General features: G+C 33.7%; 30 protein-coding genes. 15 read left to right on the top strand and 15 right to left on the bottom strand.

Features of this window, described 5'->3' with window-relative positions:
* The first annotated feature begins 217 nt into the window (after positions 1-217).
* Entirely contained in the window at positions 218-811 is a 594-nt protein-coding gene (locus tag AC0NBN_RS14390; RefSeq protein WP_160812326.1) for a Crp/Fnr family transcriptional regulator, read from the top strand.
* A gap of 16 nt (positions 812-827) precedes the next feature.
* Here AC0NBN_RS14390 and AC0NBN_RS14385 read toward each other — a convergent pair whose 3' ends face one another.
* The 5 genes from AC0NBN_RS14385 to AC0NBN_RS14365 all read right to left on the bottom strand — a co-directional run bounded on the left by AC0NBN_RS14385 (position 828) and on the right by AC0NBN_RS14365 (position 3,086).
* The gene (locus AC0NBN_RS14385; protein ID WP_474468667.1) at positions 828-962 is read right to left on the bottom strand and encodes a hypothetical protein; all 135 of its coding nucleotides are present in this window, start codon (positions 960-962) and stop codon (positions 828-830) included.
* Positions 963-966: 4 nt separating this feature from the next.
* On the bottom strand, positions 967-1,467 hold the full coding sequence (locus tag AC0NBN_RS14380) for a CinA family protein (protein ID WP_160812325.1): 501 nt from the start codon (positions 1,465-1,467) through the stop codon (positions 967-969).
* 45 nt (positions 1,468-1,512) lie between these two features.
* Entirely contained in the window at positions 1,513-2,127 is a 615-nt protein-coding gene (locus AC0NBN_RS14375; protein ID WP_474468664.1) for a Crp/Fnr family transcriptional regulator, read from the bottom strand.
* A gap of 13 nt (positions 2,128-2,140) precedes the next feature.
* Positions 2,141-2,737: a Crp/Fnr family transcriptional regulator gene (locus AC0NBN_RS14370; protein WP_160812324.1), complete on the bottom strand. Its 597-nt coding sequence runs from the start codon at positions 2,735-2,737 to the stop codon at positions 2,141-2,143.
* Positions 2,738-2,924: 187 nt separating this feature from the next.
* Positions 2,925-3,086, bottom strand: a complete 162-nt coding sequence (locus AC0NBN_RS14365) for a hypothetical protein (protein ID WP_160812323.1) — start codon at positions 3,084-3,086, stop codon at positions 2,925-2,927.
* Positions 3,087-3,392: 306 nt separating this feature from the next.
* Between AC0NBN_RS14365 and AC0NBN_RS14360 the strand changes: the two genes are divergently transcribed.
* On the top strand, positions 3,393-3,899 hold the full coding sequence (locus AC0NBN_RS14360) for a pyridoxamine 5'-phosphate oxidase family protein (protein WP_160812322.1): 507 nt from the start codon (positions 3,393-3,395) through the stop codon (positions 3,897-3,899).
* Between the two features lie 41 nt (positions 3,900-3,940).
* Positions 3,941-4,294 carry a hypothetical protein gene (locus AC0NBN_RS14355; protein WP_160812321.1) on the top strand — a complete coding sequence of 118 codons (354 nt, stop codon included), beginning with the start codon at positions 3,941-3,943 and terminating at the stop codon, positions 4,292-4,294.
* A 26-nt stretch (positions 4,295-4,320) separates the two neighbouring features.
* On the opposite strand, the gene AC0NBN_RS14350 is transcribed toward AC0NBN_RS14355, so the two are convergent.
* From AC0NBN_RS14350 to AC0NBN_RS14340, 3 genes are read right to left on the bottom strand one after another with little or no spacing between them, the layout of a single operon-like run.
* Positions 4,321-4,911, bottom strand: coding sequence for a Crp/Fnr family transcriptional regulator (locus tag AC0NBN_RS14350; RefSeq protein WP_143885041.1), 591 nt, complete (start codon positions 4,909-4,911; stop codon positions 4,321-4,323).
* On the bottom strand, positions 4,908-5,297 hold the full coding sequence (gene ytxJ, locus AC0NBN_RS14345) for a bacillithiol system redox-active protein YtxJ (RefSeq protein ID WP_160812320.1): 390 nt from the start codon (positions 5,295-5,297) through the stop codon (positions 4,908-4,910). Before ytxJ ends, AC0NBN_RS14350 begins: the two co-directional genes overlap by 4 nt.
* Positions 5,294-5,755, bottom strand: coding sequence for a DUF1569 domain-containing protein (locus AC0NBN_RS14340; protein WP_160812319.1), 462 nt, complete (start codon positions 5,753-5,755; stop codon positions 5,294-5,296). Before AC0NBN_RS14340 ends, ytxJ begins: the two co-directional genes overlap by 4 nt.
* Before the next feature lie 255 nt (positions 5,756-6,010).
* On the opposite strand from AC0NBN_RS14340, the gene pncA reads away from it, so the two are divergent.
* Both pncA and AC0NBN_RS14330 read left to right on the top strand, forming a co-directional pair.
* A complete protein-coding gene (pncA, locus tag AC0NBN_RS14335) occupies positions 6,011-6,616 on the top strand; it encodes a bifunctional nicotinamidase/pyrazinamidase (protein WP_160812318.1) in 606 nt (201 codons plus the stop codon).
* An 8-nt stretch (positions 6,617-6,624) separates the two neighbouring features.
* Positions 6,625-7,305 (top strand): hypothetical protein, encoded by a 681-nt coding sequence (locus AC0NBN_RS14330; RefSeq protein ID WP_160812317.1) that lies wholly within the window; start codon positions 6,625-6,627, stop codon positions 7,303-7,305.
* 28 nt (positions 7,306-7,333) lie between these two features.
* On the opposite strand, the gene AC0NBN_RS14325 is transcribed toward AC0NBN_RS14330, so the two are convergent.
* Positions 7,334-8,467 (bottom strand): pseudouridine synthase, encoded by a 1,134-nt coding sequence (locus AC0NBN_RS14325; RefSeq protein WP_312344581.1) that lies wholly within the window; start codon positions 8,465-8,467, stop codon positions 7,334-7,336.
* A 100-nt stretch (positions 8,468-8,567) separates the two neighbouring features.
* Here AC0NBN_RS14325 and aroB point away from each other — a divergent pair, with 100 nt between their 5' ends.
* From aroB to AC0NBN_RS14310, 3 genes are all read left to right on the top strand, one after another.
* Positions 8,568-9,614 (top strand): 3-dehydroquinate synthase, encoded by a 1,047-nt coding sequence (gene aroB / locus AC0NBN_RS14320; protein WP_160812316.1) that lies wholly within the window; start codon positions 8,568-8,570, stop codon positions 9,612-9,614.
* 245 nt (positions 9,615-9,859) lie between these two features.
* Entirely contained in the window at positions 9,860-10,513 is a 654-nt protein-coding gene (locus tag AC0NBN_RS14315) for a porin family protein (RefSeq protein ID WP_160812315.1), read from the top strand.
* A 126-nt stretch (positions 10,514-10,639) separates the two neighbouring features.
* Positions 10,640-11,218: a porin family protein gene (locus AC0NBN_RS14310; RefSeq protein ID WP_160812314.1), complete on the top strand. Its 579-nt coding sequence runs from the start codon at positions 10,640-10,642 to the stop codon at positions 11,216-11,218.
* Positions 11,219-11,303: 85 nt separating this feature from the next.
* On the opposite strand, the gene AC0NBN_RS14305 is transcribed toward AC0NBN_RS14310, so the two are convergent.
* The gene (locus AC0NBN_RS14305) at positions 11,304-13,838 is read right to left on the bottom strand and encodes a phosphoenolpyruvate carboxylase (protein ID WP_160812313.1); all 2,535 of its coding nucleotides are present in this window, start codon (positions 13,836-13,838) and stop codon (positions 11,304-11,306) included.
* Between the two features lie 176 nt (positions 13,839-14,014).
* Between AC0NBN_RS14305 and AC0NBN_RS14300 the strand changes: the two genes are divergently transcribed.
* From AC0NBN_RS14300 to AC0NBN_RS14280, 5 genes are all read left to right on the top strand, one after another.
* Positions 14,015-14,419: a hypothetical protein gene (locus AC0NBN_RS14300; protein WP_143885032.1), complete on the top strand. Its 405-nt coding sequence runs from the start codon at positions 14,015-14,017 to the stop codon at positions 14,417-14,419.
* A gap of 84 nt (positions 14,420-14,503) precedes the next feature.
* A complete protein-coding gene (locus AC0NBN_RS14295) occupies positions 14,504-14,947 on the top strand; it encodes a WG repeat-containing protein (protein ID WP_143885031.1) in 444 nt (147 codons plus the stop codon).
* A 141-nt stretch (positions 14,948-15,088) separates the two neighbouring features.
* Positions 15,089-16,252: an iron-containing alcohol dehydrogenase gene (locus AC0NBN_RS14290; RefSeq protein WP_160812312.1), complete on the top strand. Its 1,164-nt coding sequence runs from the start codon at positions 15,089-15,091 to the stop codon at positions 16,250-16,252.
* A 189-nt stretch (positions 16,253-16,441) separates the two neighbouring features.
* Positions 16,442-16,897: a lipocalin-like domain-containing protein gene (locus tag AC0NBN_RS14285; RefSeq protein ID WP_160812311.1), complete on the top strand. Its 456-nt coding sequence runs from the start codon at positions 16,442-16,444 to the stop codon at positions 16,895-16,897.
* Between the two features lie 58 nt (positions 16,898-16,955).
* Positions 16,956-17,612: a GDSL-type esterase/lipase family protein gene (locus AC0NBN_RS14280; RefSeq protein ID WP_160812310.1), complete on the top strand. Its 657-nt coding sequence runs from the start codon at positions 16,956-16,958 to the stop codon at positions 17,610-17,612.
* Positions 17,613-17,692: 80 nt separating this feature from the next.
* Here AC0NBN_RS14280 and AC0NBN_RS14275 read toward each other — a convergent pair whose 3' ends face one another.
* Both AC0NBN_RS14275 and AC0NBN_RS14270 read right to left on the bottom strand, forming a co-directional pair.
* Complete coding sequence (locus AC0NBN_RS14275) at positions 17,693-19,045, bottom strand: DEAD/DEAH box helicase (RefSeq protein ID WP_160812309.1); 1,353 nt, start codon at positions 19,043-19,045, stop codon at positions 17,693-17,695.
* Between the two features lie 138 nt (positions 19,046-19,183).
* Positions 19,184-20,833 (bottom strand): AarF/UbiB family protein, encoded by a 1,650-nt coding sequence (locus AC0NBN_RS14270; protein WP_160812308.1) that lies wholly within the window; start codon positions 20,831-20,833, stop codon positions 19,184-19,186.
* Between the two features lie 191 nt (positions 20,834-21,024).
* Here AC0NBN_RS14270 and AC0NBN_RS14265 point away from each other — a divergent pair, with 191 nt between their 5' ends.
* Positions 21,025-21,411: an HU family DNA-binding protein gene (locus AC0NBN_RS14265; RefSeq protein ID WP_089743807.1), complete on the top strand. Its 387-nt coding sequence runs from the start codon at positions 21,025-21,027 to the stop codon at positions 21,409-21,411.
* Positions 21,412-21,563: 152 nt separating this feature from the next.
* Here the strand turns inward: AC0NBN_RS14265 and AC0NBN_RS14260 are convergent, their stop codons facing one another.
* Genes AC0NBN_RS14260 through AC0NBN_RS14250 form a run of 3 tightly spaced genes read right to left on the bottom strand, consistent with a single transcriptional unit; the run spans position 21,564 to position 25,118 of the window.
* Positions 21,564-22,214, bottom strand: coding sequence for a hypothetical protein (locus AC0NBN_RS14260; RefSeq protein ID WP_160812307.1), 651 nt, complete (start codon positions 22,212-22,214; stop codon positions 21,564-21,566).
* Between the two features lie 4 nt (positions 22,215-22,218).
* The gene (locus AC0NBN_RS14255) at positions 22,219-22,965 is read right to left on the bottom strand and encodes an imm11 family protein (RefSeq protein ID WP_160812306.1); all 747 of its coding nucleotides are present in this window, start codon (positions 22,963-22,965) and stop codon (positions 22,219-22,221) included.
* Entirely contained in the window at positions 22,965-25,118 is a 2,154-nt protein-coding gene (locus AC0NBN_RS14250) for an AHH domain-containing protein (RefSeq protein WP_160812305.1), read from the bottom strand. The genes AC0NBN_RS14255 and AC0NBN_RS14250 overlap by 1 nt, the downstream gene beginning before the upstream one ends.
* 113 nt (positions 25,119-25,231) lie before the next feature.
* Here AC0NBN_RS14250 and AC0NBN_RS14245 point away from each other — a divergent pair, with 113 nt between their 5' ends.
* Positions 25,232-25,624, top strand: coding sequence for a helix-turn-helix domain-containing protein (locus AC0NBN_RS14245; RefSeq protein WP_160812304.1), 393 nt, complete (start codon positions 25,232-25,234; stop codon positions 25,622-25,624).
* The last annotated feature ends 31 nt before the right edge of the window (positions 25,625-25,655 follow it).

Genomic DNA, 25,655 nt, shown 5'->3' with positions numbered 1-25,655 from the left:
GCCTTAAATATACTAATTTTTCTGCTTTTTTGTATCATAAATTTAGTTATTCTTAGCCCGAACTCACGTTAAAATATGTTGAGAAGTGTGGTATCTAAATGGTATCATTTTAGTTTAATTATGCAAATAATTAGCTTTTCTTTACCAATAATAAAATCATTATCATGTTTTTGCTTGATGATTTTGGATTTATATATTATTAATAAATCACTTAAAAATGATAAAAGAAGATTTGCTGCTATTATTTGGAGCTGAAGAAAGGTGTTATGATGCGGATGATATTATTTTTTCGGAGGGAGACCTGCCTATGTTCTTTTACCTGATTATCAAAGGAAAAGTAAAGCTAAACAATTATAATGATCTCGGAAAAGAGTTTATTCAGGCTATTGCTACTTCCGGACAGAGCATCGGATTATCATCATTATTTACCGATATGATTTATCCTAAAAATGCCGTTGCCATCGAAAAATGCGAAATACTTCGATTGTCTAAAACTGCTTTTGTAACTTTACTTGAACAGCATCCTGAATACTATTCTAAAATTATCCATTGTCTTTCGGAGCATATTCACTACAAATTTATGATGATGCAGAGTATGGCGTTTCATAATCCTTCACAGAAATTACTTACTCTGATGAACTATCTGAAATATGAATGCAGCGAACATGAGCCATTTTCTTTACAGATTCCATTAACAAGACAACAGCTGGCTTCTCTTACAGGATTAAGTGTTGAAACCGTAATAAGAGTTATTAAAAATCTTGAAAAACAGGGTGTTGTGAAAATTCAAAACAGAAAAATTTTTTACTGATAAGACACTACTGAATTTAAATTTGTTTTTTGGGTTTGTATACACTATCAGTTCTTTTATTTTCTGCTTCATCTTCTTCAATATCGCATCTGCAGGAAAGATTTGTCATTACAAAAATGCATAATCCGATTGTGGCTATTGTTTTTCTCATGTATCTATTTTAGGATCAGTAATTTATTGATTTCACATTTGAAGCATCCCAAAATAAATTCTGTAAAATATTGCTGTGCTTCCAGCGGTTGGGTTTTGGGATGGAGTTCCAGCTTTCTTGACAAAATAATCTCTCCTTTATAAGCAATAGAATAATGCGAGAAAATCTTAAAAGCAGAGTTTCTGATAGGATTTGCGTAACCTGTAACAGCAATAGACCAATCTGTATCAAATAACTGTGCGACTCCTAACGCCATTTGATCTGCGATAGTATCAGAAACACAGTCACAAAGGTTTGCTTCTTCTTCGTTTACATTGAGCAGTTTTACTTTCTCATCAAGAGTGTAAGTGGTAATTCCTCCTTTATAAAAGAGACTGGCATTAGGCATTTGTGAAAATGCAAGCTGAAAAAGACCCGATGTAACGCTTTCTGCAATAGAAATTGTTTCGTTGCTGGTAATCAGCGATTCGCTGATGTAATTGAGTAGTTTTTGTTGGAATTCCATATCGTAATATTTAAGGTGGTTGGTATTATGGTGGTGTTATAAAAATCAGTAATATATTTTTCTGTCTTTTATTTTGATATATCCTTCACTTTCCATTTTTTTGATAGTTCGGATGATTGTTTCTACTCTCAATCCTGTAAGGTCGGCAATTTGTTGTCTGGTCATAAGAATCTGGAAGGAATGATGATCGTTACAATCTGCATAACTTTTCAGATAATCAAACAGACCAATGATTCTCGCATAAGGATTCTGAGAAGCCATACTCTGCATCATTATCATTTTATAATATAAACGATGGGACAGACAGGCATTCATATCTAGTGAAATCTGAGGGTTTTCTTTGACCAGATTGATGAAATTTTTTCTAGGAAGACGAATAACTATTGATGGCTTTAATGCTGAGGCGTTCATGGGATATGTTTTATCCATAAAAAGTAACGGATCACCAAAACTTTGGTCTTTTCCTAGGATATTATGTATAAATTCTTTTCCGTCTTCATTGTAATTGTTTAGTTTGATCGCTCCCTCTGCAATCTGATAATAATATGAAGGAAAATCCCCTTCAGAAAATATGATTTCCTTTTCCTCATACTTTCTTACTTCTGCACTGTAGGCTCCCAGAAGCTGTTCGTCAATTTTCATGCAACTGATTGTTTTCATGGCTTATAGTTTATTAATACAATATTTTACCATTTTCGATGATAAGCTCACCGTTGCGTTCTAGTTTTTTTACCGTACGGATAACAGTTTCCACACACATTCCTGTAAGATTTGCCATCTGCTGTCTCGTTAATGGTATTTGAAACGAAAACTTGGTGTCCTCATTTTCAAAACTTTTCAGATAATTCATCAAAGTAATGAGTTGGATTTTCGGATTTTGTACACACATATTTTGTGCCATAATCAGTTTAAAATAAAGCTTTTGTGATAAAGATTTGTTAATTTCGAAAGAAAGTTTAGGATGGTTTTTAACAAGTTCTATAAATTTTTCTTTTTTTAAGCTTAAAACCTCACAATCTGTAAGTGCAACAGCGTTCATAGGATAGCAGCGATTCATGAATAATAATGTTTCACCGAAACAATCTCCTTCTTCCAAAAGGTTTTGTATGCTCTCTTTTCCAGATTCATCATAGTTGTTTGTTTTTACTGAACCATAAATGATCTGATAAAAATACTTGGGTTTTTCTCCTTCTGTAAATATGATTTCTGAGGGTTGGTAATTCCTTCTTACAGCTCCTGCAGATTCTAAAAATTTTTGATTGATAAGCATGATTTCTCTTAATTTAAAATATAAAGTATTGATAATCTTGACTTAAAGATATTGTAAAATCGTTATTTTATAATCAGGAATAAACTGATACAACAGTAATTATTTTACTTTATCCTCAGTATTAATTATTTTATATAATAAAAAATCTATTACTCAAAGAGTATATATCTTCAATTGTTAAAGCAGTTTATCTTACAGCTTTCATGGTATCAGATTTTATCTGTACAGTATCGTCGGGAATTGTTGTAAGTTTAGAGGTGTCGGCTGATTGATATAGTGATGTAGTGTCTACTGATATACTATCGTTAGAACTAACAGGAATTTCTGTGTCTTTAGACTTGCAACTCACAGATATAACAAATAATCCTAGAATTAAGGTTAAATTTTTCATACTAATTATTTTGGTTGGTGATTTTAGATATTTTTCGAACTGTATCAAATAATATTTCACGAAGTTATGGCTTAGTGAAATATTATCTTATGATTTCAATCATAAACTTGTTTTAGTAAAATAAGTTGTTTTGTAAATGTTATTTCACGCTGACTGAGCATCAAAATAAATATATTTTTATAGAATCAATATTTTTGGTTAGGTTTTTGAAGCGTCAAAATTATCTAGAAGTAACACTTTCTATTAACACCAAATTATTATTATATGTCAACAGAAAATTTAAACCGTACCGATGCGGTAAAAAAAATCAAAGAATTATCTGAAAAAGCAAAATTCTGCATGTTTTGTACAGAATTGGAAAAACTTCCTATCAATACAAGACCTATGTCTTTGCAGGAAACTGATGATGACGGAAATCTATGGTTTATAAGCAGTGATGCAAGCAACAAAAATTTTCAGATCAAAGATGACAATAGAGTTCAGCTTATTTTTATGAATAATTCTGATTCAGAGTATCTTTCAGTTTTTGGTGAAGCTACCATTTATAAAGACAGAGCAACCATTGAAGATAAATGGTCATCAATGGCAAATGCATGGTTTGACGGCAAGGATGACCCTAATGTTTCTATTATCAGAGTAACTCCAAAAGATACTTACTATTGGGATACGAAAGCAGGAAAACTGGTAAGCTTAATTACTTTTGCTGCAACAGCCATCACCGGAAAAGAGACAGATAACTCAGATGGTGTTGAAGGTAAGGCTGAGATATGATTGATATGAATTCCTTTCTTTAAATCTTAAAAACAAAAGTCATGATGTATGATAATGAGCCACTTCCTATAATACAGGAAACCAATTCTATAACTACGGGCAGCAATATTTCGATGATTACTCAGGTAATTAATTTTAATGGAGATAAATCTTTTATTCTCAATTCTTTGCAGAGAATAAAAAACAATACATTGTGCGATATTAAAAGAAAGCTTATAGAAACATTCATCACTGAATATACCGTTAACTTTACAGGTTATACCGAAAATGACAGTTACAATGTAAATTTAGACAGCAAGAAGGTTTCATCATCATACGCAAAAAAATCTTATGAAAAGGTTTTAAGAGAACAGGAATATCTACATAGAATAATCACTACACTAAATCCTGAATAGGCTTTGGTGTAGTGAATTTATATATTTTAATCTGCGATAAAATTCTTTTTTGCAAGCTCCTTTCTCACTCTGCTGAGACTTTCGGGAGTTATTCCTAAATATGATGCAATCATCCATTGCGGCACCCGCATCATCAGATCAGGATACATTTTGATAAATTTAAGATAGCGCTCTTCAGCTGTTTCGCCAAGAAGAGAATTAATCCTGTCCTGAAGGCTTTTTACGTGCTTCTGAATAATGAGATCATTTCTTTCGATACTGTTGGGAAACTCTTCCAGAAGTTTGTTGAAAAAATCATGCTGCAAAAACAAGACTTCAGAATCTTCTACTGCTTCAATATAATATTTTGATTTTTCATTAAAATATAAACTGCTTCTGTCACCGATAAGCCAGTTTTCCGGGGCAAACTGTATAATGTGCTCTTTTCCGTTTTTGTCGATGGAGTACATTCTCAACAGTCCTTTTTCAACAAAAAAAGTATTTCTGCATACTTCTCCATGTTGCAGCAGAAATTCATTTTTGCTGATTTTTCTTGTTTCATACTGCAGGGTACAGAGATTCATTTTTTCTGCAGGAACTTCAAAAACTGTAGCCAAGTAATTCTGGATATTTTTCATGCGGTGAATTGGCTTAAGGAAATATTATTGTGTGAAGCATGATTGATCACTACCCCATCTTCAATTACTAAAAACTGCGGACTCTCATGACGGACTTCCAAATCTTCAGCAATTGTATTTGAAATTGGTCGGAAAGCCAATAAATCAAGATAATATAAATTATTAATAATATCAGAATTTCCGGATTCTTTGATCTCTTTTTCAAAATTTCTCAATACGGTTTTGCTGATAAAGCAACTGGTAGAATGTTTAAAAATTCCTATTCTGGAAGTATGAGAATTTTGTATTGCTGCTTTCAGGTCTTCTTCAGATTCTATAGTATTCCAATGAAGTTTTTCTTCATTACTATCATTATTTCCGCCAAATATTTTATCAAAAAAACTCATACATTAAATTGTTTTAAATGATGATCAAGATGTTTGTATTCTAAAAAGCCCCAGTCTTTTTCTCTCATTTTGCCGAACAGCTCATGCTTTTCAGGCAACTGATGATTCCTGTACCTATCATTATATTCCTCAAGTCTTATCAGGAGATTTCTTTGGGTTTGTAAAAAATCACATTCAAAATTAACAATAACTTTTTTAAAAGTAGGCATATTTCTGGGAATTCCGTTATTGAAAAGGGAGATTTCATATTTTGTCAAAATTCCTGCGGTGCGAAAAAGTAAGCCAATAGACGGAAGTTCAATCTTCTGTAAGGCAATCTGAAGAATTTTATCACAATGCAGAAGCATCTGAGAAACATTCATTTTTCCCCATTTTTTATGAGAGTTTTCAGAAAGCTGCTGTATTCTTTCGATTATTTCTGTGAAGTCTTTTTCGTTATGTAAACTTTTATAACGCATTTTGCAAAAAAGCATTTATTTAACTTGAATTTTGGATAATTTTAGTAAGCAATGCCAATACCAAAACTGCGTTATCGTCTTTTTTGGACAATTAGAAGCTTTTATTGATGAATTAAAAGCTGACGTTTTCGCTGGTCAAAAAGACTTCTTACAATGATAAATGTTTTCATAAATGCCGATTTGTCCGAAAAAAAAATATGGACAAATTTTTGAGATAGTTTTTGTAAATTTAATTATAATTTCTATCTTTTCTTTATGAAAAAAGCCCTGATTATCGTCGATGTGCAAAATGACTTCTGTGAAGGAGGCGCACTTGCCGTACCCGAAGCCAATAACATTATTCCATATATTAATCTTCTAATGGAAGAAAATGAATATGACCAGATTATTCTCACTCAGGATTGGCATCCCGCTCACCACAAAAGTTTTGCAAGCAACAACAACAGGAAAGTTGGCGAAAGTATCATTCTGAATGGCATTCCACAGTTTATGTGGCCGGATCATTGCGTGGAAGGAACTTTCGGAGCAGAATTTCATCAGGATCTGAACCGTGATAAAGTAACCCATATTGTGCAGAAAGGTAAAAACCCCGAAATCGACAGTTACAGCGGCTTTCAGGATAACAACCATTTTATGAAAACCGGACTGGATGATTTTTTAAAATATCACGAAATTCAGTTGGTTGAAATTGTAGGTCTGGCAATGGATTATTGCGTGAAGTTTACCGCACTGGATGCTGTAGCTAACGGATATATCACCTGTCTTCATTTTAACGGAACAAAAGCGGTAAATGTAAAGCCTGAAAATGGCAGAGATGCTGTTTATGAGATGATTCAGAAAGGCGTTACTGTTTTGGGATAGTGGATGTAATGGATAGTGTTTTCAGAAAAAGCAGCGATAAATATATCATTGAAGAAATAGCTTCTGTGTTGGATCGTCATTCTATAGTTTATAGAACAGTTGATAACGAAAAAGATTTTGACCCAAGTTTTTCAACGAATCAATTAAGAGTAGTGTACCAGATCTTGATTGCAGATGATGATTTTATGATCGCAAATAAGGCACTTTCGGATTATTATGCTAATGAAATAGATATTCCTGAAGATTATTACCTTTTTGAATATTCAGACGATGAACTCAAAGACATTATTTTTAAGAAAGATGAATGGAATGAGTTTGATTATGAAGCAGCAAAAAGAATTTTAAAGCAAAGGGGCGAAAATATTTCCGATGAAGAAATAGATGCGATTGATGAAAAACGTTTAAATTCTTTAAGGAATGATTATGAAAATCCCAAAGAAGTTAAAAACTATATCACTTTGGGTTATATTTTTGCAATAATAGGATGTATTCTTTCGTTGGTTTGGGGAATGTTGATTTTTGTAAGCTTTGCGATTGCAATTGCTATTATCAAACTAAAAAAACAGCTTCCGAATGGAGAGCGAATCTATTATTTTAATGAAAAAGACAGAAAACATGGTCAAAGAATCTTATGGCTAAGTATTATATTTACTATTTTCTGGATGACAATCTTTGTAATAAAAAATTAAAAAAGAGACTTTAAAAAGTCTCTTTTTTTTATAACATTTTTAAGTTATTTACTTCCAGTTCTGTTAAAATTCTCCAGTGTCCTCTCTTGATATTTTTCTTGGTAAGACCTGCAAACATTACTCTGTCCAGAGCCTCAACTTCATATCCTAATCTCTGGAAAATTCTTCTGATCACCCGGTTCCAGCCGATATGAATTTCAATACCTACTTCATTTTTCGGCTTCCCTTCAATGAAAGAAATTTGATCTACCACAGCTACCCCTTCATCCAGTCGAATTCCTTCAGCGATAAGCTTCATATCTTCATGAGTCAGTTTTTTATCCAAAGTCACATGATAGATTTTCTTAGCATCAAACGAAGGATGTGTAAGCTTTTTTGTCATGTGTCCGTCGTTGGTAAGCAAAATCACACCCGTTGTAGAACGATCCAGTCTGCCGACAGGGAAAAGTCTGTAAGGTGATGCATTTGCAACCAGATCCATTACAGTTTTTCTTGCTTTATCATCTTTGGTGGTAGAAATATATCCTTTTGGTTTATTTAAAAGTACATAAACAGGTTTTTCGGGAGTGATGTTTTGCCCGTCAAAAACAACTTTATCGGTTTTCTGAACCTGATATCCCATTTCTGTTACTACCTTTCCGTTTACTTCCACCAATCCCTGCGTAATAAGCTCATCGGCTTCTCTCCTGCTGCATATTCCGGAATTGGCAATATATTTATTCAGACGGATTGTATCCTTATGAACGTCTTTTTCTACTTTTTTAAATCTTCTTTTCTGCACAAAAGATCTGGCTTTGTCGCCGTCTTTTTCGTCAGACGATCCTGGTCTTCTGCCATATTTCAGGCTTCCTCTTTCGTATTTGTCTCTGGTATCGAAGTTTTTGCCGCCACCTCTTTTAGGACTGAAAGATTTTTTCTCCTCACCGGGATTGGTAATATAAGGCTCTTTTTCAATTTTAGAATATTTCTTTTCCATTCTGGCTTCGTAACTTGTGTCACTGCTTCTTCTGGAATCAGAATTTCGCTCTCCGGCTTTAGGGAAAGTTTTTTTAAAAGGTTTTGATCCGGAATTTCCAGATTTGGAAGCGCGAGAACCATCAGAATTATTTCTTGTTGAACTTCTTGGTCTTTTTGGTTTTCCTGAATTGTTGTCTCTGCTCATGCTAAATATTTCTGCAAAGATAGTATATTTAATAACGAGTTAAAAATTAAGAATCATAACTTTGTAATGCTTTAATAATACCCATAAAAATAATCAGATCATGATTACCTTATTAGATAACAGTTTTTCTCAGATCAATCAGTTTATTGCAGAAAAATCTTTCAGCAAAATTTTCATTCTGGTTGATGAGAATACCCATGAATACTGCCTTCCTCTCTTTCTGGGAAATCTGAAAACAGAAATCAGCTTTGAAATTCTTGAAATTGAAGCGGGTGAAGAAATGAAAAACATCCAGACAGCCAATCAGCTCTGGGAAATTCTTACAGAAATGCAGGCCGACAGAAAAGCTTTGCTCATCAATCTTGGTGGCGGTGTCATTACCGATCTTGGCGGCTTTGTTGCTTCTACCTATAAAAGAGGCATTCAGTTCATCAATATTCCTACTACTCTGCTTTCGATGTGTGATGCATCAATTGGCGGAAAAACTGGGATTGATCTGATGAATTACAAAAACATGGTGGGAACATTTGCTTTTCCCGAAAAAATTTATGTTTATCCTAAATTTCTGGAAACTCTTCCCCATAAAGAATTAATAAGCGGTTTTGCCGAGATGCTGAAGCACGGTCTTATCGCAGACAAAAAGCATTGGGAAGATCTGATAAAGATTCAGCATCCGGATGCGGCATCTATTGAAGCTTTTATTGCGCAATCAATGGAAATAAAACAGGAAATTGTGAATGCAGACTGTTTTGAAAAAAATATAAGAAAAACTTTAAACTTTGGTCATACTATTGGTCATGCTATTGAAAGCCTCTGTCTTGCAGATGAAAAACCGATATTGCATGGTGAAGCTGTAGCTTTGGGAATGATTTGCGAGACGTATCTTTCTTTTCTGGAAGGTTTAATAGATAAAGAAACAGCAGATTTAGTTATTGAAAATATCCAGCGTTACTTCTGCTCAATAGATATAAGCGGTTTTGATGATATGCAGATTTTCGGTCTGCTTTTGAATGATAAGAAAAATTCAGACTTAGTAATTAATTTTTCATTGCTTTCAGATATTGGCTCCAGTGTATACGATTACAAGTGCAGCGATGAAAATATCAAAAAATCACTTCATTTTTACAGAGAATTAAGCGGTTTTTAGTCATTTCTGAGTCATTTAATTTCGGAAAGTATTGAAATTATTATTTTTAGCATAATATTTTAACGAAATTATTTTTCTGAAAATCAATATTTTAAAAAATTACCATTCTTTCTAAGGGTGGTAATTTTGTGTTTTATTATGTTAAATGATTTTTTGGCAAACAATTTGAAAGATACCACCCGTCCAACAAAGAAAAGTTGGCGGTAAAATTTAAAATTAGAATTAGTAATATTAAAATTTAAGTTATGAAAAAATTAATTTTAGGAATCGCAGTGTTGTCAACATCTTTAGCATTTGCTCAGACGACTACGACAACTACCACTACCACAAGGACAATGTCTTCAGACGTTAGATTCGGTATCAAAGGTGGAATGAACGTTTCTTCATTGTCTAAAGACGGTGCTTTGGAAGATCAGGGTTCTAAAATAGGTTTCAATGCCGGTGTATTTGCCAACATTCCTATAGCAGAATCTTTCAGCATTCAGCCAGAGGTTTTATACAGCCAGTATGGTGATAAGTATGACCAGGTTGTATTAGGAAACCGTTATTCAAGAGCAAGACATTTAGATTATATTGCAGTTCCGGTAATGTTCCAGTATAATCTGGTGCCAAACTTCTACTTAGAAGCAGGTCCTGAGTTCGGATTCTTAGTAAGCGCAAAAAACAAATTTAAAAATGAAACTGATAATAATGTGATTACTGAGTCTGGAAACTACAAAGATAGTCTGAACGGGTTCAACGTAGGAATCGGTTTGGGAGCAGGATATTATTTCACAGATAACATCGGGATCACTGCAAGATATGTTGCTGGTGTTACCGATATTGCCAAAGATAGACCGGCAAATTCTGACGCCATCAGAAACAATGTATTTCAAGTTGGTTTAGCATACAAATTTTAATCAATAATAAATCTTATTTCAGTAGAAAGGTCAGGTTTCGTAATGAAGCCTGACCTTTTAATTTTTCAATGAGTTTCTATGGAATTTTACTAAATTGCGCCGATTTAAAAAATTAAATAATAAACTATGAAAAAAATTTTGTTGGGACTTGCTATTGTTACATCTTCTCTGTCATTCGCTCAGGATAAAACTGAATCTTCAGCTTCAGCAACACGATTCGGACTGAAAGCGGGACTGAATTTGTCTTCAATCAATACGGATGGATTTAAAGGAAAAGCAGGAATCTATGGTGGTATTTTTGCAAATATTCCATTGGGAACTTCTGTAAGTGTACAACCTGAAGTCTTGTACAATAATGCAGGTGCAAAAGTCGAAGGCATGTCAGACGTAAAATTAAATCTTGATTATATTTCTGTTCCTATTATGATTCAGTATAATATCATGCCGGAATTGTATCTCGAAGCCGGACCACAGTTTAGTGCTGCCATCAATAAAGAGGTGAAAACGGATGCTGGTTCAGCAGATGTTAAAGATCTTTTTAGAAATTTTGATTTTGGTGTTGGGCTTGGTGCAGGATATTACTTCACAAATAATATAGGGATTACTGCAAGATATGCTGCAGGACTTATAGATATATCCCATAATAACCCGAATGAATTTATCAGAAGCCAGGTTTTTCAGTTTGGTCTTGCGTGTAAATTCTAAATTTAGAATTTTTTCAATGAAAAAGGTCAGGTTTCGTAATGAAGCCTGACCTTCTAATTTTATTAAATGTTTTAAAAGAATTTCTTTAGGCAGAGTTTCTGCTTGCATTAATGTTACCAAACAAAGAACGGGTAACCAGTTTTTTGTACGCTTCAATATTTCCTTCGCCTTTTTGAATTTTCATTAATGCATATTGCTGAATACTCAAAAGCGGAAGCACTATTTTTTCGCGGATTTTTACAGATTTTCTTGAAAGCGGATCTTCCTGCTGAAGGATTTTGAAACCCGTAAGCTCCAGCATAATCTCTTTTGACAGTTGAAATTCTTCAAATAAAATTTGCCAAAAGTCGCCAAATTTAGGATTGTCTTTAATGTAATAGGTCAGCGGAAAATAAGACTTATTCATACTCATCATTGAGTTTAAAACTAATGTTTTGAAAAAATCTGATCCTCTGTATAAATTCTTTATCTCATCAAATCTTCCCTGTTCTTTCAGTTGCTGCATCGCAAATCCAAAACCGAAAAAACCGGGAACATTCTGCTTAAGCTGAGACCATGATCCCACAAATGGGATTGCTCTTAAATCTTCAAATTTAAGCTCATTTCCGCCGCCACGTTTTGAAGGACGGCTGCCAATATTGGTTTTTCCGTAATATTCCAGCGTACTCATTTCCTGAAGATATGGAACAAACATCGGATGCGCCTTTAAGTCTGAATATTTCTTATAACTGATTTCTGCAAGCTCAATAATCAGCTTTCTTTCATGTTCGGTTAAATCTTTTTTTGAATTTTTAAACACATCATTTTCTATTCCCGCAGTCAGAAGCTGTTCAAAATTATACTTAGCCTGCTCTTTATTTCCAAAAATACTTGTGATGGTCTGTCCCTGAATAGTAAGTTCAATTTTATTATTAGCTATCGTTTTTCCCTGTGATGCATAAAAATCGTGAGTTTTGCCTCCGCCTCTTGCCGGAGGACCGCCTCTACCGTCAAAAAACACCACTTTTATTCCGTTTTCTTCTGATATTTTTGTGAGGATTTCTTTGGCTTTATAAATTTCCCAGTTGGCTTTGAGGTAGCCTCCATCTTTTGTGCCGTCTGAAAAACCAAGCATGATGGTCTGCTGATTTCCTCTTCTGTGGAGATGTTTTTTATAGACAGGATTTTGATACAGATCCCGCATCACATTTTCTGCATTCGCAAGACCTTCCATCGTTTCAAAAAGAGGAACGATATCCATATTGATTTCGTCATCCTGATAGCCTGAGATTTTGAAAAAAGCATACACATTCATTACATCTTTCACCGCATCAGAATTGGAAATAATATAGCGGTTCATCCCTCTGATTCCGTTGAAATCCTGAATTTGTCTGATTTGCTGAACATTGATCAATGTATCTCTTACAATATCTTCAAAATCATCGGCTGCAGCTTTTCCAGAATGTTCTATTAGTTTGTTATATTTTTCAGAATAATCTGCATCAATATTTCCAAACAGTTTTGCAAATACCCCATCAATTACCTGCTGATGAATTCTGCTGTCCTGCCGGATGTCTAATGTTGCAAAATGAGTCCCGAAAATTTTCACGCGGTCTTTAAAATTGATAAGCACTTTCAGAAAGAGCGAATTGTGTTCTTTCACTAAAATTTCTTCGGCTTCATTCAGGTGCTTAAGAATATTTTCAGTGCTCAGTTTTTCATTTCGGAAAATTGCGGAATACAATTCGGCGCTCAGTTTTCCCAGAACTTCTGAAACTCCTCTGAAACTCAGTCTTCTTCGTACGTCTTTCAAATTAGCATAATAGGATTTTAAAATCGCTGAACGTAATTCTTCAGAAACTCTTTTGGTGACTTCTGCTGTCACAAAAGGATTGCCGTCCCGGTCTCCTCCCGGCCAAAAGCCAAGCTGGATGATATCTTCGTGGAGATGATCGTGACTGTTGCCAAATGTTTTTTTGATTTTATCAAACAACTCACCGATAGAATCATAATAGACATATCTTAAATAATGAATGATGCTTAACGCTTCATCAATCGGAGTAGGTTTTTCTTTATTAACAAAAGGAGTTTTGCCAAGTTGCTGCAACAGCATATCTATATTGGTGATTGAATCTGAACTGATTGCGTGTCTCAAATCATGAATGATGCGTTGCACGGAACTGGGATAAAACTGTGTGGGATGGGCTGTAAATACAATTTTTACAGTAAAATCTTTTAGTTTTTCTCTTACCTTTTCAAGCTTATGATCGTGATAAGCTCTTTCATAAAGATTGGTTATGGTTCCGTTATCGCTTTCGGAGTGCAATCCGGGAAATGCAGCATCTTCAATACTGTCAAATAAAACTACCTGTCTTTCAATATACTGTATGATTTTAAAAAGAAGTTCCAATTTCTGATCTTCAGTCTGTAAATCGGTATGACTTGTGAAAAACTCTTCTACGATTTCTACCGGAGTTTTTCCTTTCTGATAGCCGTCTCTGCTTTCTTCACAGAGAAAAGGCAGAAGCATGCCGATATTGGTCATTTTATCATACGGCAGACTCATAAATAATGAATTATAAATCTGGAATTTATTTTCCACAATCTGCCTGAATTTTTCTTCTCGTTGGTCGTATATCATAGTAACAAATTTAGGGATTTTTTGAACTTTCGGGGGTGAATCATACCATTAAATATTATTTTTTTATCAAAATTTTAAAATCTTAAATGAAATATTGATATTTTTACGTTGGTATAACTGACAGCAAAATTGTTTGAATTTAATTAGCTGCTACTTCATAATTTAAATGTCCTGAAATGAAAAATATTTTTCTTGTTCTCATATCAGTTTTTATTTTCACAGCGTGTGGCGAAGAATGTTATAATGCTCCTCTTCCTGTCGTATTTGAGGTAGTGAACTCGAATAATGAGAATTTAATCTCCAATGGTAATCTGGGCAACTTTTATATTGAGGAAGAAAATAAAGGTAAAATAGAATTGACAAAAACGTCAGACAATAAAATTGTGCTTGAAAATGTAGGCGCATATAACGGAACAAAAAATTATACATTTTATTCAGCAGTAAGAGTTTTTAATTTTTCCATAGAGTCTTCGGAGTTTAAAGGCGGTTGTAATGGTTTTCAGATCAACAAATTATCTTTTACGGGAATTGGAATAGATGTTACTGACGAAAATGGATACTACAAAATTATACTACAATAGTTTTTCAATAATAAGTGATAATTAACTTTGTTAATTCTTACTTAATGTTTATTTTAGTTTTTCGAAATCCAAATATTTTAAGTTATGATAAAAACTTTCTTTGCAGGTTTAATGATCATCACAAGCATAAAATCTTTTGCGCAATATAAAAAAGTTTATCCTTATAATGAATATCAGACTAACTGGGCAATGGTAAAAACCATGTCCGGAACTTACGGATTTATTGATAAGGATAACAAGCAGGTTGTAGCTCCTGTTTATTCTAAAATTGACAAATTTGGAAAATTACATAAAGATTTAGCTTTGGTAAAATCAATTTCAGATACGTATGGCATGATTGACATTCAAGGAAAATTGGTTGTACCGGCCATTTACAAAAGAATACGAAAATTTGACGAACTTAAAAAAGGTTACGCTCTGGTAGAATCTATCAACAATTATTATGGTCTCATCAATGAAAATGGTAAAGAAGCAATTCCTGCAAATTACAGTATGGAAGAATTAAAGAGCAGACTAAACGATCTTTAAAATGTATCGGTTGAAATGACAACATATAAATCACAAAATGCCTGATAGTTTTAATCAAATTCATTCATTAAAAATTTAAAGCTTTAGAGAGGTAGTTATTTTATATGTATTCGTAAATTTGGTGTAAAATAAATAAGAACAATGCTAAATTTCGAGTTTAAAAATCCAACAAAAATACTTTTCGGGAAAGGTGAAATGACCAAAATTTCAAAAGAAATTCCACAAGATGCCAGAATTTTAATGATTTATGGAGGCGGAAGTATTAAAAACAATGGTATTTACGACCAGGTAAAAGATGCTTTGAAAGACCATGATATGCATGAGTTTGGAGGGGTTCCGGCTAATCCGGAATACGAAGTCCTGGTTAAGGCTTTACGGTATATTAAAGAAAACAATATCAACTATCTGCTTGCTGTAGGAGGTGGATCGGTTATAGACGGGGTTAAATTTCTATCTGCTGCTGCTAATTATGATGGTGAACCATGGGAAATTCTTACAAAACCCGTACGAACAATGGAGGGTAAAGGAATGCCTTTCGGAACCGTTCTTACATTACCTGCAACCGGATCTGAAATGAATTCCGGATATGTGATTTCAAGAAGAGAAACCAATGAAAAACTTTCTTCAGGAGGTCCTGGTCTGTTTCCGCAGTTTTCTGTTCTGGATCCGGAAGTAGTTCGTTCGATTCCTAAAAATCAGATTGCTAACGGAATTGCAGATGCTTATACTCATGTTCTGGAACAGTACATGACCAGCCCTTCTTCTGCTGATTTACAGGAAAGAATTGCCGAAAGTATTTTAATCAGCTTACAGAATGCAGCTCCTAAAGTTATGGATGATGATTTTGACTATGATGCGGCTGCTAATTTTATGTGGTGCTGCACAATGGCACTCAACGGATTAATTCAGAAAGGAGTGGTCACAGACTGGGCGGTTCATGCAATGGGACACGAGCTTACAGCACATTACGGAATTGATCATGCACGAACACTTGCTGTAATTGCCCCTTCACACTACCGTTATAATTTTGAAGCTAAAAAAGGTAAACTGGCACAGTATGCAGAAAGAGTCTGGGGAATTTCTGAAGGAAATACTGAAGAAAAAGCAGAAAAAGCTATTGCCAAGCTTGAGGAGTTTTTTCATAGTCTTGATATACACACTAAACTTTCAGATTATACAAAAGATTTTGAAGGAACAGCAGAAAAGATTGAAAAAGCGTTTACAGAAAGAAACTGGGTTGGTTTAGGTGAAAATAAAAATCTTACTCCAAAGGATGTTTATAAAATTGTAGAAATGAGTTATTAATTTTAAAATTTCTATAAAATTTGAATGATTGAGGTCAGAGCAAGTTGAATTTTATTAATAAATTCACTTATTGACCTCAAATTTTTATTTAAAAATAATTTTTCTTCAATCATTCGTTCAAAAATCCTTGATTTCATTATATATATTTCAAATTTATTTATATTTTAGCATATTATAAAATTTGTGAAAATGAAAAAACACCTACTTTTATTTGCCTTTTCCGCATTGGCGTTGACTTCGTGTGAAGATGACTATCAAGCTTATGAACTTGATATGCTGAAGGGTGAATGGAAAACTGTAAAAACTGAAGTTGTCTCCGGAGCAGATAATAAAACGGTAATTTCAACAATTGTTCCTACGGGCTGTGAGACAAAAAACACGTTAGAGTTCAGAACAGATTATTATACATCTTATAATGCTTTTACAGGATCAGGTGCCAATTGCAGTAATGTAAAGACAGAAGGAACCTATTCATACAGTAACGAAGAAAAAATTCTTGTCACCAAATTTGCGAATGATTCTGAAAGACCATTTAAAGTCATTATTCTAAGCAGTTCGGAACTACAGCTCATGACCTTGACTGATAATATAGATCAGGACGGTGACACGAAGATAGATTACACTTATATAACTTACAAAAGATAACCAATGCTCCCGAAATTATCGGGAGTTTTTATTACATTAATACTCTTATACTACTAAAATGAAGAAGATTTTTTTTGTTGTACTTTTATTGATTTTTATTTTAAATTTTTCTCAGGAGAAAAAACCAATTTTCTGGGATGAAATTCAAAATTTTAAAAAGCTTGATCAGGAGATTGTTCCACCGGATAATTCTATTTTGCTTTTAGGAAGTTCATCTTTTACTAAATGGCAGGATGTTTCGGATTATTTTCCCGGCAAAGTTATTATCAACCGTGGTTTTGGAGGTTCCAGACTGACTGATCTTAATTATTATGCTGAAGATCTTCTACAGCCTTATGAGCCAAAACAGATCATTATCTACTGCGGAGAAAACGATTTTGCAGATGATGCCCAGCTAAAATCTGATGTCGTGGTAGAAAGATTTAAAACTCTATATGCTAAAATAAGAGAAAAGTTTCCGAATATTCAGGTAGATTATATTTCGATAAAATATTCTCCGAGCAGAGAGCACCTTTGGAAGCAAATGAAAGAAGCTAATATGAAAATAGCCAGATTGATGAAGAAAGAAAAAAATGCTGATTTTATTGATATTACTAAAGTAATGAATGACTCCAACGGGAAGGTGCGTGAAGATTTGTTTGTAGAAGACAGATTGCACATGACTCCTGAAGGCTATCGACTCTGGACTTCTATAATGAAACCGTATATGAAATAATGACGATCATAAATTGAATTTTCTTCGTTAAGAAGATAATGAATACATGAATACAAAATCCCGAATGAATCGGGATTTTTTTATTTCTTTCGCTTTGATTTTGAAATAGCCTTTTGCTGTGCTCTGTTGGCTCCGAATTTTTTAGGAGCTTTTCTTTTTGAAGGACCGCCCCAGTTTTCTTTCTTGTTTTTGTCTTTTTTCTCGTGAAATGCTCCACCACCTTCAGATAATTTAACCTGATTAGGATTTTTCATGATCACGTTTTCTTCTTCAGATGCGATCTTTTTAGGATTAATCTTCACTTCTTCAGGGAACGGAATATATTTGAGTTCCTTATCCATCAAAAGTTCAATGTCTAAAGCTAGAGATTCTTCTTTTTTAGTAACAAAAATGACCGCTTTACCATCTTTATCAGCTCTACCCGTTCTACCGATTCTGTGAATATACTGCTCCGGAACTTCGGGAGTTTCAAAATTGATAACATGAGTAATATCTGAAATATCCAGACCTCTTGCCATTACATCAGTTGTAATCAGACCTCTTATTTCCTCATTCTCAAAACGTTTCATCGCTTTCAAACGGTAGTTCTGAGATTTATTGGAGTGAATGACATCAAACTGATCAGGAAACAGCTCATCAATTTTAGTAAAAAGAAGATCAGCATGCTTTTTATTATTGGCAAATACCAATACTTTAGACATATCTTCGTTCGCTTTCAGCAAATGCTCAAGTAAATTGATTTTTGTATTGAAATTTTCAACTTTATATGCAGTCTGCTCAATTTTTTCAAGTGGTGTTCCTGATTTTGCCAACGAAATTTCTACAGGACTTGCAAAATATTCATCCAGCATATCATCAACAGCTTCTGTCATCGTTGCCGAGAAAAGAATATTCTGTCTTTTCTCTTTCATCATTTCAAAAATATGGGTGAGCTGTGGTCTGAAACCAAGATTCAGCATTTCGTCAAACTCATCAATGACTAATTTTGTTACCTCACGCAGAGAGATTGCATTGTCTATTGCGAGATCCATCACTCTTCCGGGTGTTCCTACAAGAATATCACAGCCATTATCAAACAGCAGTTTCTGTGTATTGATGTTTTTGCCTCCGTAAATACCAATCACTCTTGCTGTAATATTTTCGGTGAGTTTTTCCAGAATTTCTGTAACCTGAACGACCAATTCTCTGGTAGGAACTAAAACCAGAACCGTAGGATTTCCAGTTTTATTGTACTTCCATGTTTTGAGAATCGGCAAAAGATACGCTAAAGTTTTTCCGGTTCCCGTTTGGGCAATTCCCATTACATCCCTTCCTGAAAGAATAGGTTTCAGACTTTTTTCCTGAATAGGCGTGGGTTCAAAAAGATTGAGATCTGCCAATACATCAAGAATTTTTTCCGGTAAGTCGAAATCTGCAAAAGTGATTTTTTCCATTTTGCAAAGATAGGCAATTTTATAATGGGTGTAAGATGTTAAAAGATGGAAACTTTTTAAACATCATAAAAGCAAAAATTTAATATTACGTATAAAACTAAATTTGCTGGTAGTTTAATTTCAGATGTTTAAATAAATTTACTTTCTCAAAATTCGCAGCAATAAAATAACCATGAGTATAATTGAAAAGCAAAAGCCTAAAACAGCCACCAAAGACATCTCTCCTATCCTCGGACCTTGTTCAGATACAAAAACAATAGCAGTCGCAATAATATTCGCTCCTAAGATCATTGTAAATATTAAATTGATAATACTTGACTTAATGAGCTGGTTAGTTTTTTCAATATTTTTTATTTCGCTGGAAATAGTAAACTGATCGTCGTCAAGTTTTTGTAAAACAGATCTCAGTTCTTTGGGAATATCATCTATATTATCGGTAAAATTCTGAATTTTTTCAAGACTTTTTTTAAAAACCTTTTCAGGACTTATTTTTTTAGTGAAAATTTTTCTGGCATAAGGATTCAGGCTTTTCACCACATCCAAATCCGGATTGATTGTTCTTCCTACACCTTCAATAAGACCAATTCCCTTAAAAAGAAGATAGAAATAATCCGGCATATACAATCGGTTTTCCTTTAGTACATCTTTCATTTTATTCATGATAACCTGTGGATTAATATCTTTCAGTGAGGTACTGTGAACAAAATTGAGTACTTCTTCCACATCATTCTCAAACCTTCTGTCGTTGGGAATCTCATAACTTACAGCCATTTTCTTTAGATAACGGACTATTTTCTTCGGATTTTTAGCCACAAAACTGATAATCAGATTTTCAAGGATTTCTTTATCATTAGGCTGGATTTTTCCAACTGCGCCAAAATCAATAAAAACAACTTTTCCGTCTTTTTTAACCAGAATATTTCCTGCATGAGGATCTGCATGAAAGAATCCATAATCTAAAATCTGTGAGACAAACAACTGCAAACCGGTTTCGGAAACGGTGACAGGATCAATCCCGTGTTTTTGAAGTGATGCGGTATCTGTAACTTTTATTCCGTCGATGAATTCTATACACAAGACGTTGTTATTACAGAACTCATCATAAATTTTCGGAACGTAGGTTTCTTTATTGTTTTTAAAATTAAGCGCAAACTGATGGATGTTATTACGCTCATTTACAAGGGAAATCTCTTCCAGTAAAGATTTTTCAAAAGTTGAAACTGCCTGTTTGAGATTTAGCTTAGAACCAATTTCAGAATAGGTAGAAATCAGCTTTACCAGATCTTTAATCAAAAGCAGATCATCTTCAATAACAGGAAGAATATCAGGTTTTTTAATTTTTAAAATCACTTCTTCACCAGTCAGCAAAAATCCTTTGTATACTTGCGCAATAGAAGCGGTTGCAATCGGATTAGGATTAATTTCCTTAAAATATTCTTTTACAGAAATATTAAATTCATTTTCTAGAATTTCCTCAACATTCATATTTACCACTTCTACCCTGTCCTGAAGCTTCTGCAGTTCCTGAATCATTTCCGGCGGAAGCAAGTCTTCCCGATTGCTGAAAGATTGTCCAAGCTTGACGAAAGTAGGACCCAATTCTTCCAAAGCAAGACGAATCCGTTCATAAACCGTCCCTTTAGAAACGATTTCATCAGGATCATGAAGCTTTTCTTCAGACTTTTTGTTCCCATTCATTCTGGAAATCAAATCTTTAAAACCGTATTTGCTTAAAACGGAAATCAGTTTTGCAGATCTTTTGAGTTTTCGTTGCTGCTTATCAAACATAATTTTGAAAATAGTCATGCAATTTAAGTCAAAAATTGTTCCTTGTGGAGGATTTGGTTTAAAAAGATGAACTTAGTAGAAATTTACTTATTGTTCGTACACAATTATTTTGATAAAATTTTAAAGTTGTAAATAGACTTTTTAAATTTAATTTTTATATTTGATACTGTTAATTTTAAAAACACAAAGTTATGCCAGTACAGTATTCGTTAAGCGAAAAAGGAAATCCTTCCGATCAGACAGCCCCAAAGAAATTTTATGCCAACGCAAAATCAAGCGGAGAAGTTACCTTCCGAAGCCTGAGCAAAGAAATTGCAGGAGCTTCTACAACGGTAAGTGACACCGATGTTTTAGCCGTACTGAATGATCTTACTAAAGCTCTTGCCAAACATCTTTCAGAGGGAAGAATTGTCCGATTTGGAGATTTCGGCTCATTCAGTATTACGCTAAGCAGCGAAGGCGCAGAGACTGCGGAAAAATTCAACTCATCTATGATTAAGGGTGCAAAAATAGCCTTTAGACCGGGAGTTGATCTTAAGGAAATGCTTGCTGTAATGAAGTTTGAAAAAGCTAAGTAAGCAAAAATTAAAAGCAGGCGTGCTTTTTAAAAATGCACGCCTGCTTTTTTAAAAAGCTCTCGTGGATTTTGGTAAATCGTCGGGAGCTTTTGGTTAAATCCTTTAGAGGATTTTGGGGAATGGTTTAGATCTTTTCAAAAATCCTTTTTTAATTATTGAAGATTAATACTTTGAAGGATATATTTTGTTTCAAATCCGTGAATGGTATTATCAGTTTCTTTAATTTCTAAAGGATAATATTTCTCTAAAATACTTTTCTCAAACATAACAGGATGATACAAACACTGTATTTGGTCTGTCACCCACATTTCTCTTTTGTAAATAACATTGTCTGCAAAATCCATAAAATACTCATCATTGCTTTTTTCATCTTCTTTGTACTCATAAACAACTTTGTAACATAGATAACCGTTGATTTTTTTTGCTTCTTTTTTGTTTTCAACGATAGTAAGAATCACATGACTTGAGAAAGACTGCAAGTTATCTTCAAAATTGTATGAGTGAACTTGTGTTGAATCTTCAATGTAGATTAATTTCATTGCTTCTGCTGAGGCGTTACTCCATTCCTCAATTTCTTTTTCTCTGCCTGAATATTCTTCATCTTTCTGAAAAGACTTTGTAAGATTTTGTTTTAGTTTTTCTCCGGTAAGATGTAGTGATTTCTCAAACATTTTTCTGTCCGTAATTTTGGAGATCTCTCTGAATACTACTTTTCCTTTTACAGGCTTTAAAGGTTTATAGGATTGAGCGTGTATGCCCAATCCTATAAGGAATAAAAAAGTTAGTATGATTTTTTTTCTCATTTTATTACGCTTTTCCATAAACTTTTTCTCTTTCGCTATGAAGCCACTCATTTAAAGATAAATGGCTTGGTTGAAACTCTATACCTGTACAACCAGATTCTTCTATTTCTTCTTTGAGTTTTTCCGATACATAATACCCCAATCCACCCGAAACATATTTTAGAGCAAAAAAATCTTCGTCAACAATATCTTTTATAGCTACTTCTTCAATAGTAACTACTTCAAGTTTATCTTTTGCTTTTTCTATGAACAAATTGAATTCATCATAATCACTAATTTCAAGTTCAATATTTTTAATAGAATAAGTTTGATTAAAATCATCATCTTTTTTTTCGTAGATGATTTTACTTTGCTTGAAATTTATAAATTCCTGATTGAGTTCATACATATTCAAAATCCAATAATTAGAAAAAATTTCGTTTTTCTTTAATATATTAATATTAAAAAATTGCATTCCCCTTTTTCTGCTTTTTTCTAATATTAATTTTAATTTGTTGCTAACAACTAATTTTGATGAAATAGGACCTCCATCCATAATTAAATCGTTAAGTTTTGAATTGCTAAAAAGTTCAATATCTAATAAGAATGGTTCAAAATCTATTTCTTTATTACAGACATTTCCTATGAATTCAGGAATTTCCCAATAGAGTTTTCCTATTGAAGGAATTTTAAGTTTGTAATCTTTTATATAATTATTATTACCTCTAATTTTTGAACTTAGACTAAAATTTATCTTAAAATATTTCATCATTAAAAAACTAAATCGTTTAGATGTGAATTAGGATTGTTTATAATCGCTTGTTTAGCTTGATTAATAATTTCTAAAACCTTATTATAGCATTGGTCAGGAGTCGCATTTGGATTTGCTTGTCTAAATTGCTCTAATTTATTAAAAATTCTGTTATTATACATATTGTGATTAGGTTGATTTCTCCATGATGCAACAGCAATACCATTTAAAGCTTCGTTAAGATGAAATGCATTTGATGATTTAGCTGCCTTTTGAACCACAGAATGAATTTGTACATTATATGCCCAAGGTATAATATGATGAGCTTGTTTTGTAGCATCAGTTAATTTCAAAACTTTTCTTAGTTGACTGGAATATCCAAATTTAATCAATCCATCATTACCAACAACCCACTTTAGCACTTGTCTAGAACCAATGTCAGATGCTACATTATTAACAACCTTTACTCCTAATTTTGATCCTGTTGTAAACCAGCCGGCAAAAGGTATAGCACCTGCCGCACTTAATGATGCATTTACACCATCGCCATTTAAAGCATATATTGTTGCGTTCGTTAAATCACAAACTTCTCCAATAACAGGTACTAGTCCTCCTAAGTCCAACAATAACTGTATAGTTTCTCGTGATGCCTCCCAAAAACATTTTGCTTTAGACCACTCAGGATAATATTTTCTATTGAATTGATAGTTTGCAGCAATTAATCTTGATTTTTCTAGGGTTAAAGCTTGAGGGACAACTATGATTGACGGGCAGCAAGAGCTTAATACACTTTGCATTTGAGCATCGGACATCGTTTCAATATCCGCAAACGATGCAAATGCAACGAATGCTTCATTAGTTTCTTTTACAAATTCTTCCTCGTACAATGAAGCATCAATTTCTCTATTAATATCAATAAAGTTTTGCATCTCGGAAGGGGTAAGCAATGCAAGCTTATCTCGGTATGCGTTATCGTAATTATTGATAAACCAATTTTGAAACTGTTGAATTGTAGTAGTTGAATTTTGCGAATAAAACTGTACTGCCCAGGAAGTAAAGTTCGCATTTTGCTGTGTAGGATTTTCAAATAAATTCTTGATCAGATGTACAATTCTTTGATCGTAATAATTGGGAGTTCCTTGAAAATAATAATTAGTAGCATTCCACTGATCCTGCAGAAAATCAAAATCATGGAAAAGCTGAGGATTATTGACAAAAACATCCAGTAGCTGATTGAGGCTGTTGACGATGTTGTCATCTAATGTGGTGCCGTTAGGATAGCCATTGTCATACAAATACTTCATCACAAAATTAAAAAGATCTGATCTGTTGGGCTGCATCAGAAAATCAGCATGCAGAAATTGGCTGTGCGTAAGAAGCTGATGAGCAATAGATGTCCCGGCAAAACCACCACCCGTTAAAGTTCCCGTTTCAGGAGTAAGATACTCATTTTCCTGCTCTGCAAAAACTCCGCACTTCACGGTGGTTCTTATCTCATAGTATGCGTCATTAATTCCTTTATTGCACACCTCACCCGGTAAATGACCTCCTCCGTTGCTGCAGGTATGCACGATAATATCTGTCTGATTCCAGCATTGGCTGCTTGTTCTTGCAGAAGCTCCTGACGAAGTCTGTGAAGCCTGTACAACACCATTTACATATCTGCTTTGGCTTACGAGCGTCATTTTGTGGCTATACATCTGCACAGTTCCTGAGAAATTGTTCCACGACAAAGAAGAAGATGCTGTGTAATTGTCGGGAATGATTTTCAGAAATCCGGCTTTTTCTACTCCGTCTTTCTCAGTAATGATATGTTTCAGAAAGTAAGGATGATCCTGAGTATAATTAATGACCGGTAAAGTGTAGGTAGTAATATTGGTATAGGTATCTACAACTTTCTCATACACCTGCAATGCCGCAAATTTCGATTTTGAACTTTTATCCTGATGTACTACGGAAGATACTTTTTGTAAAGAAGAGCTGATGTGTACTTTTCTTAGATTTTTTTGTACACTTTTATCACTTTCGTAAGAGGTTCTGTATCTTTTATGAACATCTGTGGTTTGAGAGGCAGAAACAGATTCGTTTTTCTGAATGTAGATCTCTTCTTCTCTACAGTTCAACAAGATACATAAGAATGCAAAAAGCATCAGAAAACTGATTTTTTTCATCATGGTTTTATTTATTTAATGTTATTTGATGCAATATTAATACATTTTCTTCCAACGATTATATAACTTTTTCAAAATAAATATTACTTTTGTGATTAAAATTATAAGATATAGTAATGGAAACCATGGAAGTCATTATTGAAAAAATAAAAGAATACCGCAAGAAGAAAGGCTTTTCGCACGAAAATATGGCAGAGGAGCTTAACATCAGCCAGGCTGCCTACAGCAAAATAGAGAAAAACGAAACCAAGCTTACGGTAGACAGATTGTATCAGATCGCCGAAATACTGGAAACACCTGTTTACGAATTATTGGATGTAAACCCAAACAACATCTACAATCAGCAAAATTTTTATGACGCTTCGGTAGGACATCAGGAAATTCAAAACCTCTATCAGGAAAATAAAGACAAAACAGATAAGATAGAATCTCTGTACGAAGAACGGCTGAAAGACAAAGATAAAATGATAGAACAGCTACAGGACATCATCAGTACTTTAAAAAAATAAAAATCCCCCGTTCATTTTCGAAGCGGGGGAT

Source organism: Chryseobacterium sp. L12, assembly GCF_056133985.1.
This window is presented reverse-complemented; position numbering and strand designations above follow the sequence as displayed.

Coding starts and splice junctions, on each gene's coding strand:
- aroB (WP_160812316.1), top strand. CDS start 8,568: ATGATTACCTTATTAGATAACAGTTTTTCTCAGATCAATCAGTTTATT.
- AC0NBN_RS14290 (WP_160812312.1), top strand. CDS start 15,089: ATGCTAAATTTCGAGTTTAAAAATCCAACAAAAATACTTTTCGGGAAA.
- AC0NBN_RS14315 (WP_160812315.1), top strand. CDS start 9,860: ATGAAAAAATTAATTTTAGGAATCGCAGTGTTGTCAACATCTTTAGCA.
- AC0NBN_RS14330 (WP_160812317.1), top strand. CDS start 6,625: ATGGATAGTGTTTTCAGAAAAAGCAGCGATAAATATATCATTGAAGAA.
- AC0NBN_RS14250 (WP_160812305.1), bottom strand. CDS start 25,118: ATGATGAAAAAAATCAGTTTTCTGATGCTTTTTGCATTCTTATGTATC.
- AC0NBN_RS14385 (WP_474468667.1), bottom strand. CDS start 962: ATGAGAAAAACAATAGCCACAATCGGATTATGCATTTTTGTAATGACA.
- AC0NBN_RS14305 (WP_160812313.1), bottom strand. CDS start 13,838: ATGATATACGACCAACGAGAAGAAAAATTCAGGCAGATTGTGGAAAAT.
- AC0NBN_RS14350 (WP_143885041.1), bottom strand. CDS start 4,911: ATGAAAAATATCCAGAATTACTTGGCTACAGTTTTTGAAGTTCCTGCA.
- AC0NBN_RS14355 (WP_160812321.1), top strand. CDS start 3,941: ATGATGTATGATAATGAGCCACTTCCTATAATACAGGAAACCAATTCT.
- AC0NBN_RS14270 (WP_160812308.1), bottom strand. CDS start 20,833: ATGTTTGATAAGCAGCAACGAAAACTCAAAAGATCTGCAAAACTGATT.
- AC0NBN_RS14300 (WP_143885032.1), top strand. CDS start 14,015: ATGAAAAATATTTTTCTTGTTCTCATATCAGTTTTTATTTTCACAGCG.
- AC0NBN_RS14375 (WP_474468664.1), bottom strand. CDS start 2,127: ATGAAAACAATCAGTTGCATGAAAATTGACGAACAGCTTCTGGGAGCC.
- AC0NBN_RS14340 (WP_160812319.1), bottom strand. CDS start 5,755: ATGCGTTATAAAAGTTTACATAACGAAAAAGACTTCACAGAAATAATC.
- AC0NBN_RS14310 (WP_160812314.1), top strand. CDS start 10,640: ATGAAAAAAATTTTGTTGGGACTTGCTATTGTTACATCTTCTCTGTCA.
- AC0NBN_RS14280 (WP_160812310.1), top strand. CDS start 16,956: ATGAAGAAGATTTTTTTTGTTGTACTTTTATTGATTTTTATTTTAAAT.
- AC0NBN_RS14370 (WP_160812324.1), bottom strand. CDS start 2,737: ATGCTTATCAATCAAAAATTTTTAGAATCTGCAGGAGCTGTAAGAAGG.
- AC0NBN_RS14380 (WP_160812325.1), bottom strand. CDS start 1,467: ATGGAATTCCAACAAAAACTACTCAATTACATCAGCGAATCGCTGATT.
- AC0NBN_RS14255 (WP_160812306.1), bottom strand. CDS start 22,965: ATGATGAAATATTTTAAGATAAATTTTAGTCTAAGTTCAAAAATTAGA.
- AC0NBN_RS14285 (WP_160812311.1), top strand. CDS start 16,442: ATGAAAAAACACCTACTTTTATTTGCCTTTTCCGCATTGGCGTTGACT.
- AC0NBN_RS14245 (WP_160812304.1), top strand. CDS start 25,232: ATGGAAACCATGGAAGTCATTATTGAAAAAATAAAAGAATACCGCAAG.
- AC0NBN_RS14265 (WP_089743807.1), top strand. CDS start 21,025: ATGCCAGTACAGTATTCGTTAAGCGAAAAAGGAAATCCTTCCGATCAG.
- AC0NBN_RS14360 (WP_160812322.1), top strand. CDS start 3,393: ATGTCAACAGAAAATTTAAACCGTACCGATGCGGTAAAAAAAATCAAA.
- AC0NBN_RS14260 (WP_160812307.1), bottom strand. CDS start 22,214: ATGAGAAAAAAAATCATACTAACTTTTTTATTCCTTATAGGATTGGGC.
- AC0NBN_RS14295 (WP_143885031.1), top strand. CDS start 14,504: ATGATAAAAACTTTCTTTGCAGGTTTAATGATCATCACAAGCATAAAA.
- AC0NBN_RS14390 (WP_160812326.1), top strand. CDS start 218: ATGATAAAAGAAGATTTGCTGCTATTATTTGGAGCTGAAGAAAGGTGT.
- ytxJ (WP_160812320.1), bottom strand. CDS start 5,297: ATGAGTTTTTTTGATAAAATATTTGGCGGAAATAATGATAGTAATGAA.
- pncA (WP_160812318.1), top strand. CDS start 6,011: ATGAAAAAAGCCCTGATTATCGTCGATGTGCAAAATGACTTCTGTGAA.
- AC0NBN_RS14275 (WP_160812309.1), bottom strand. CDS start 19,045: ATGGAAAAAATCACTTTTGCAGATTTCGACTTACCGGAAAAAATTCTT.
- AC0NBN_RS14325 (WP_312344581.1), bottom strand. CDS start 8,467: ATGAGCAGAGACAACAATTCAGGAAAACCAAAAAGACCAAGAAGTTCA.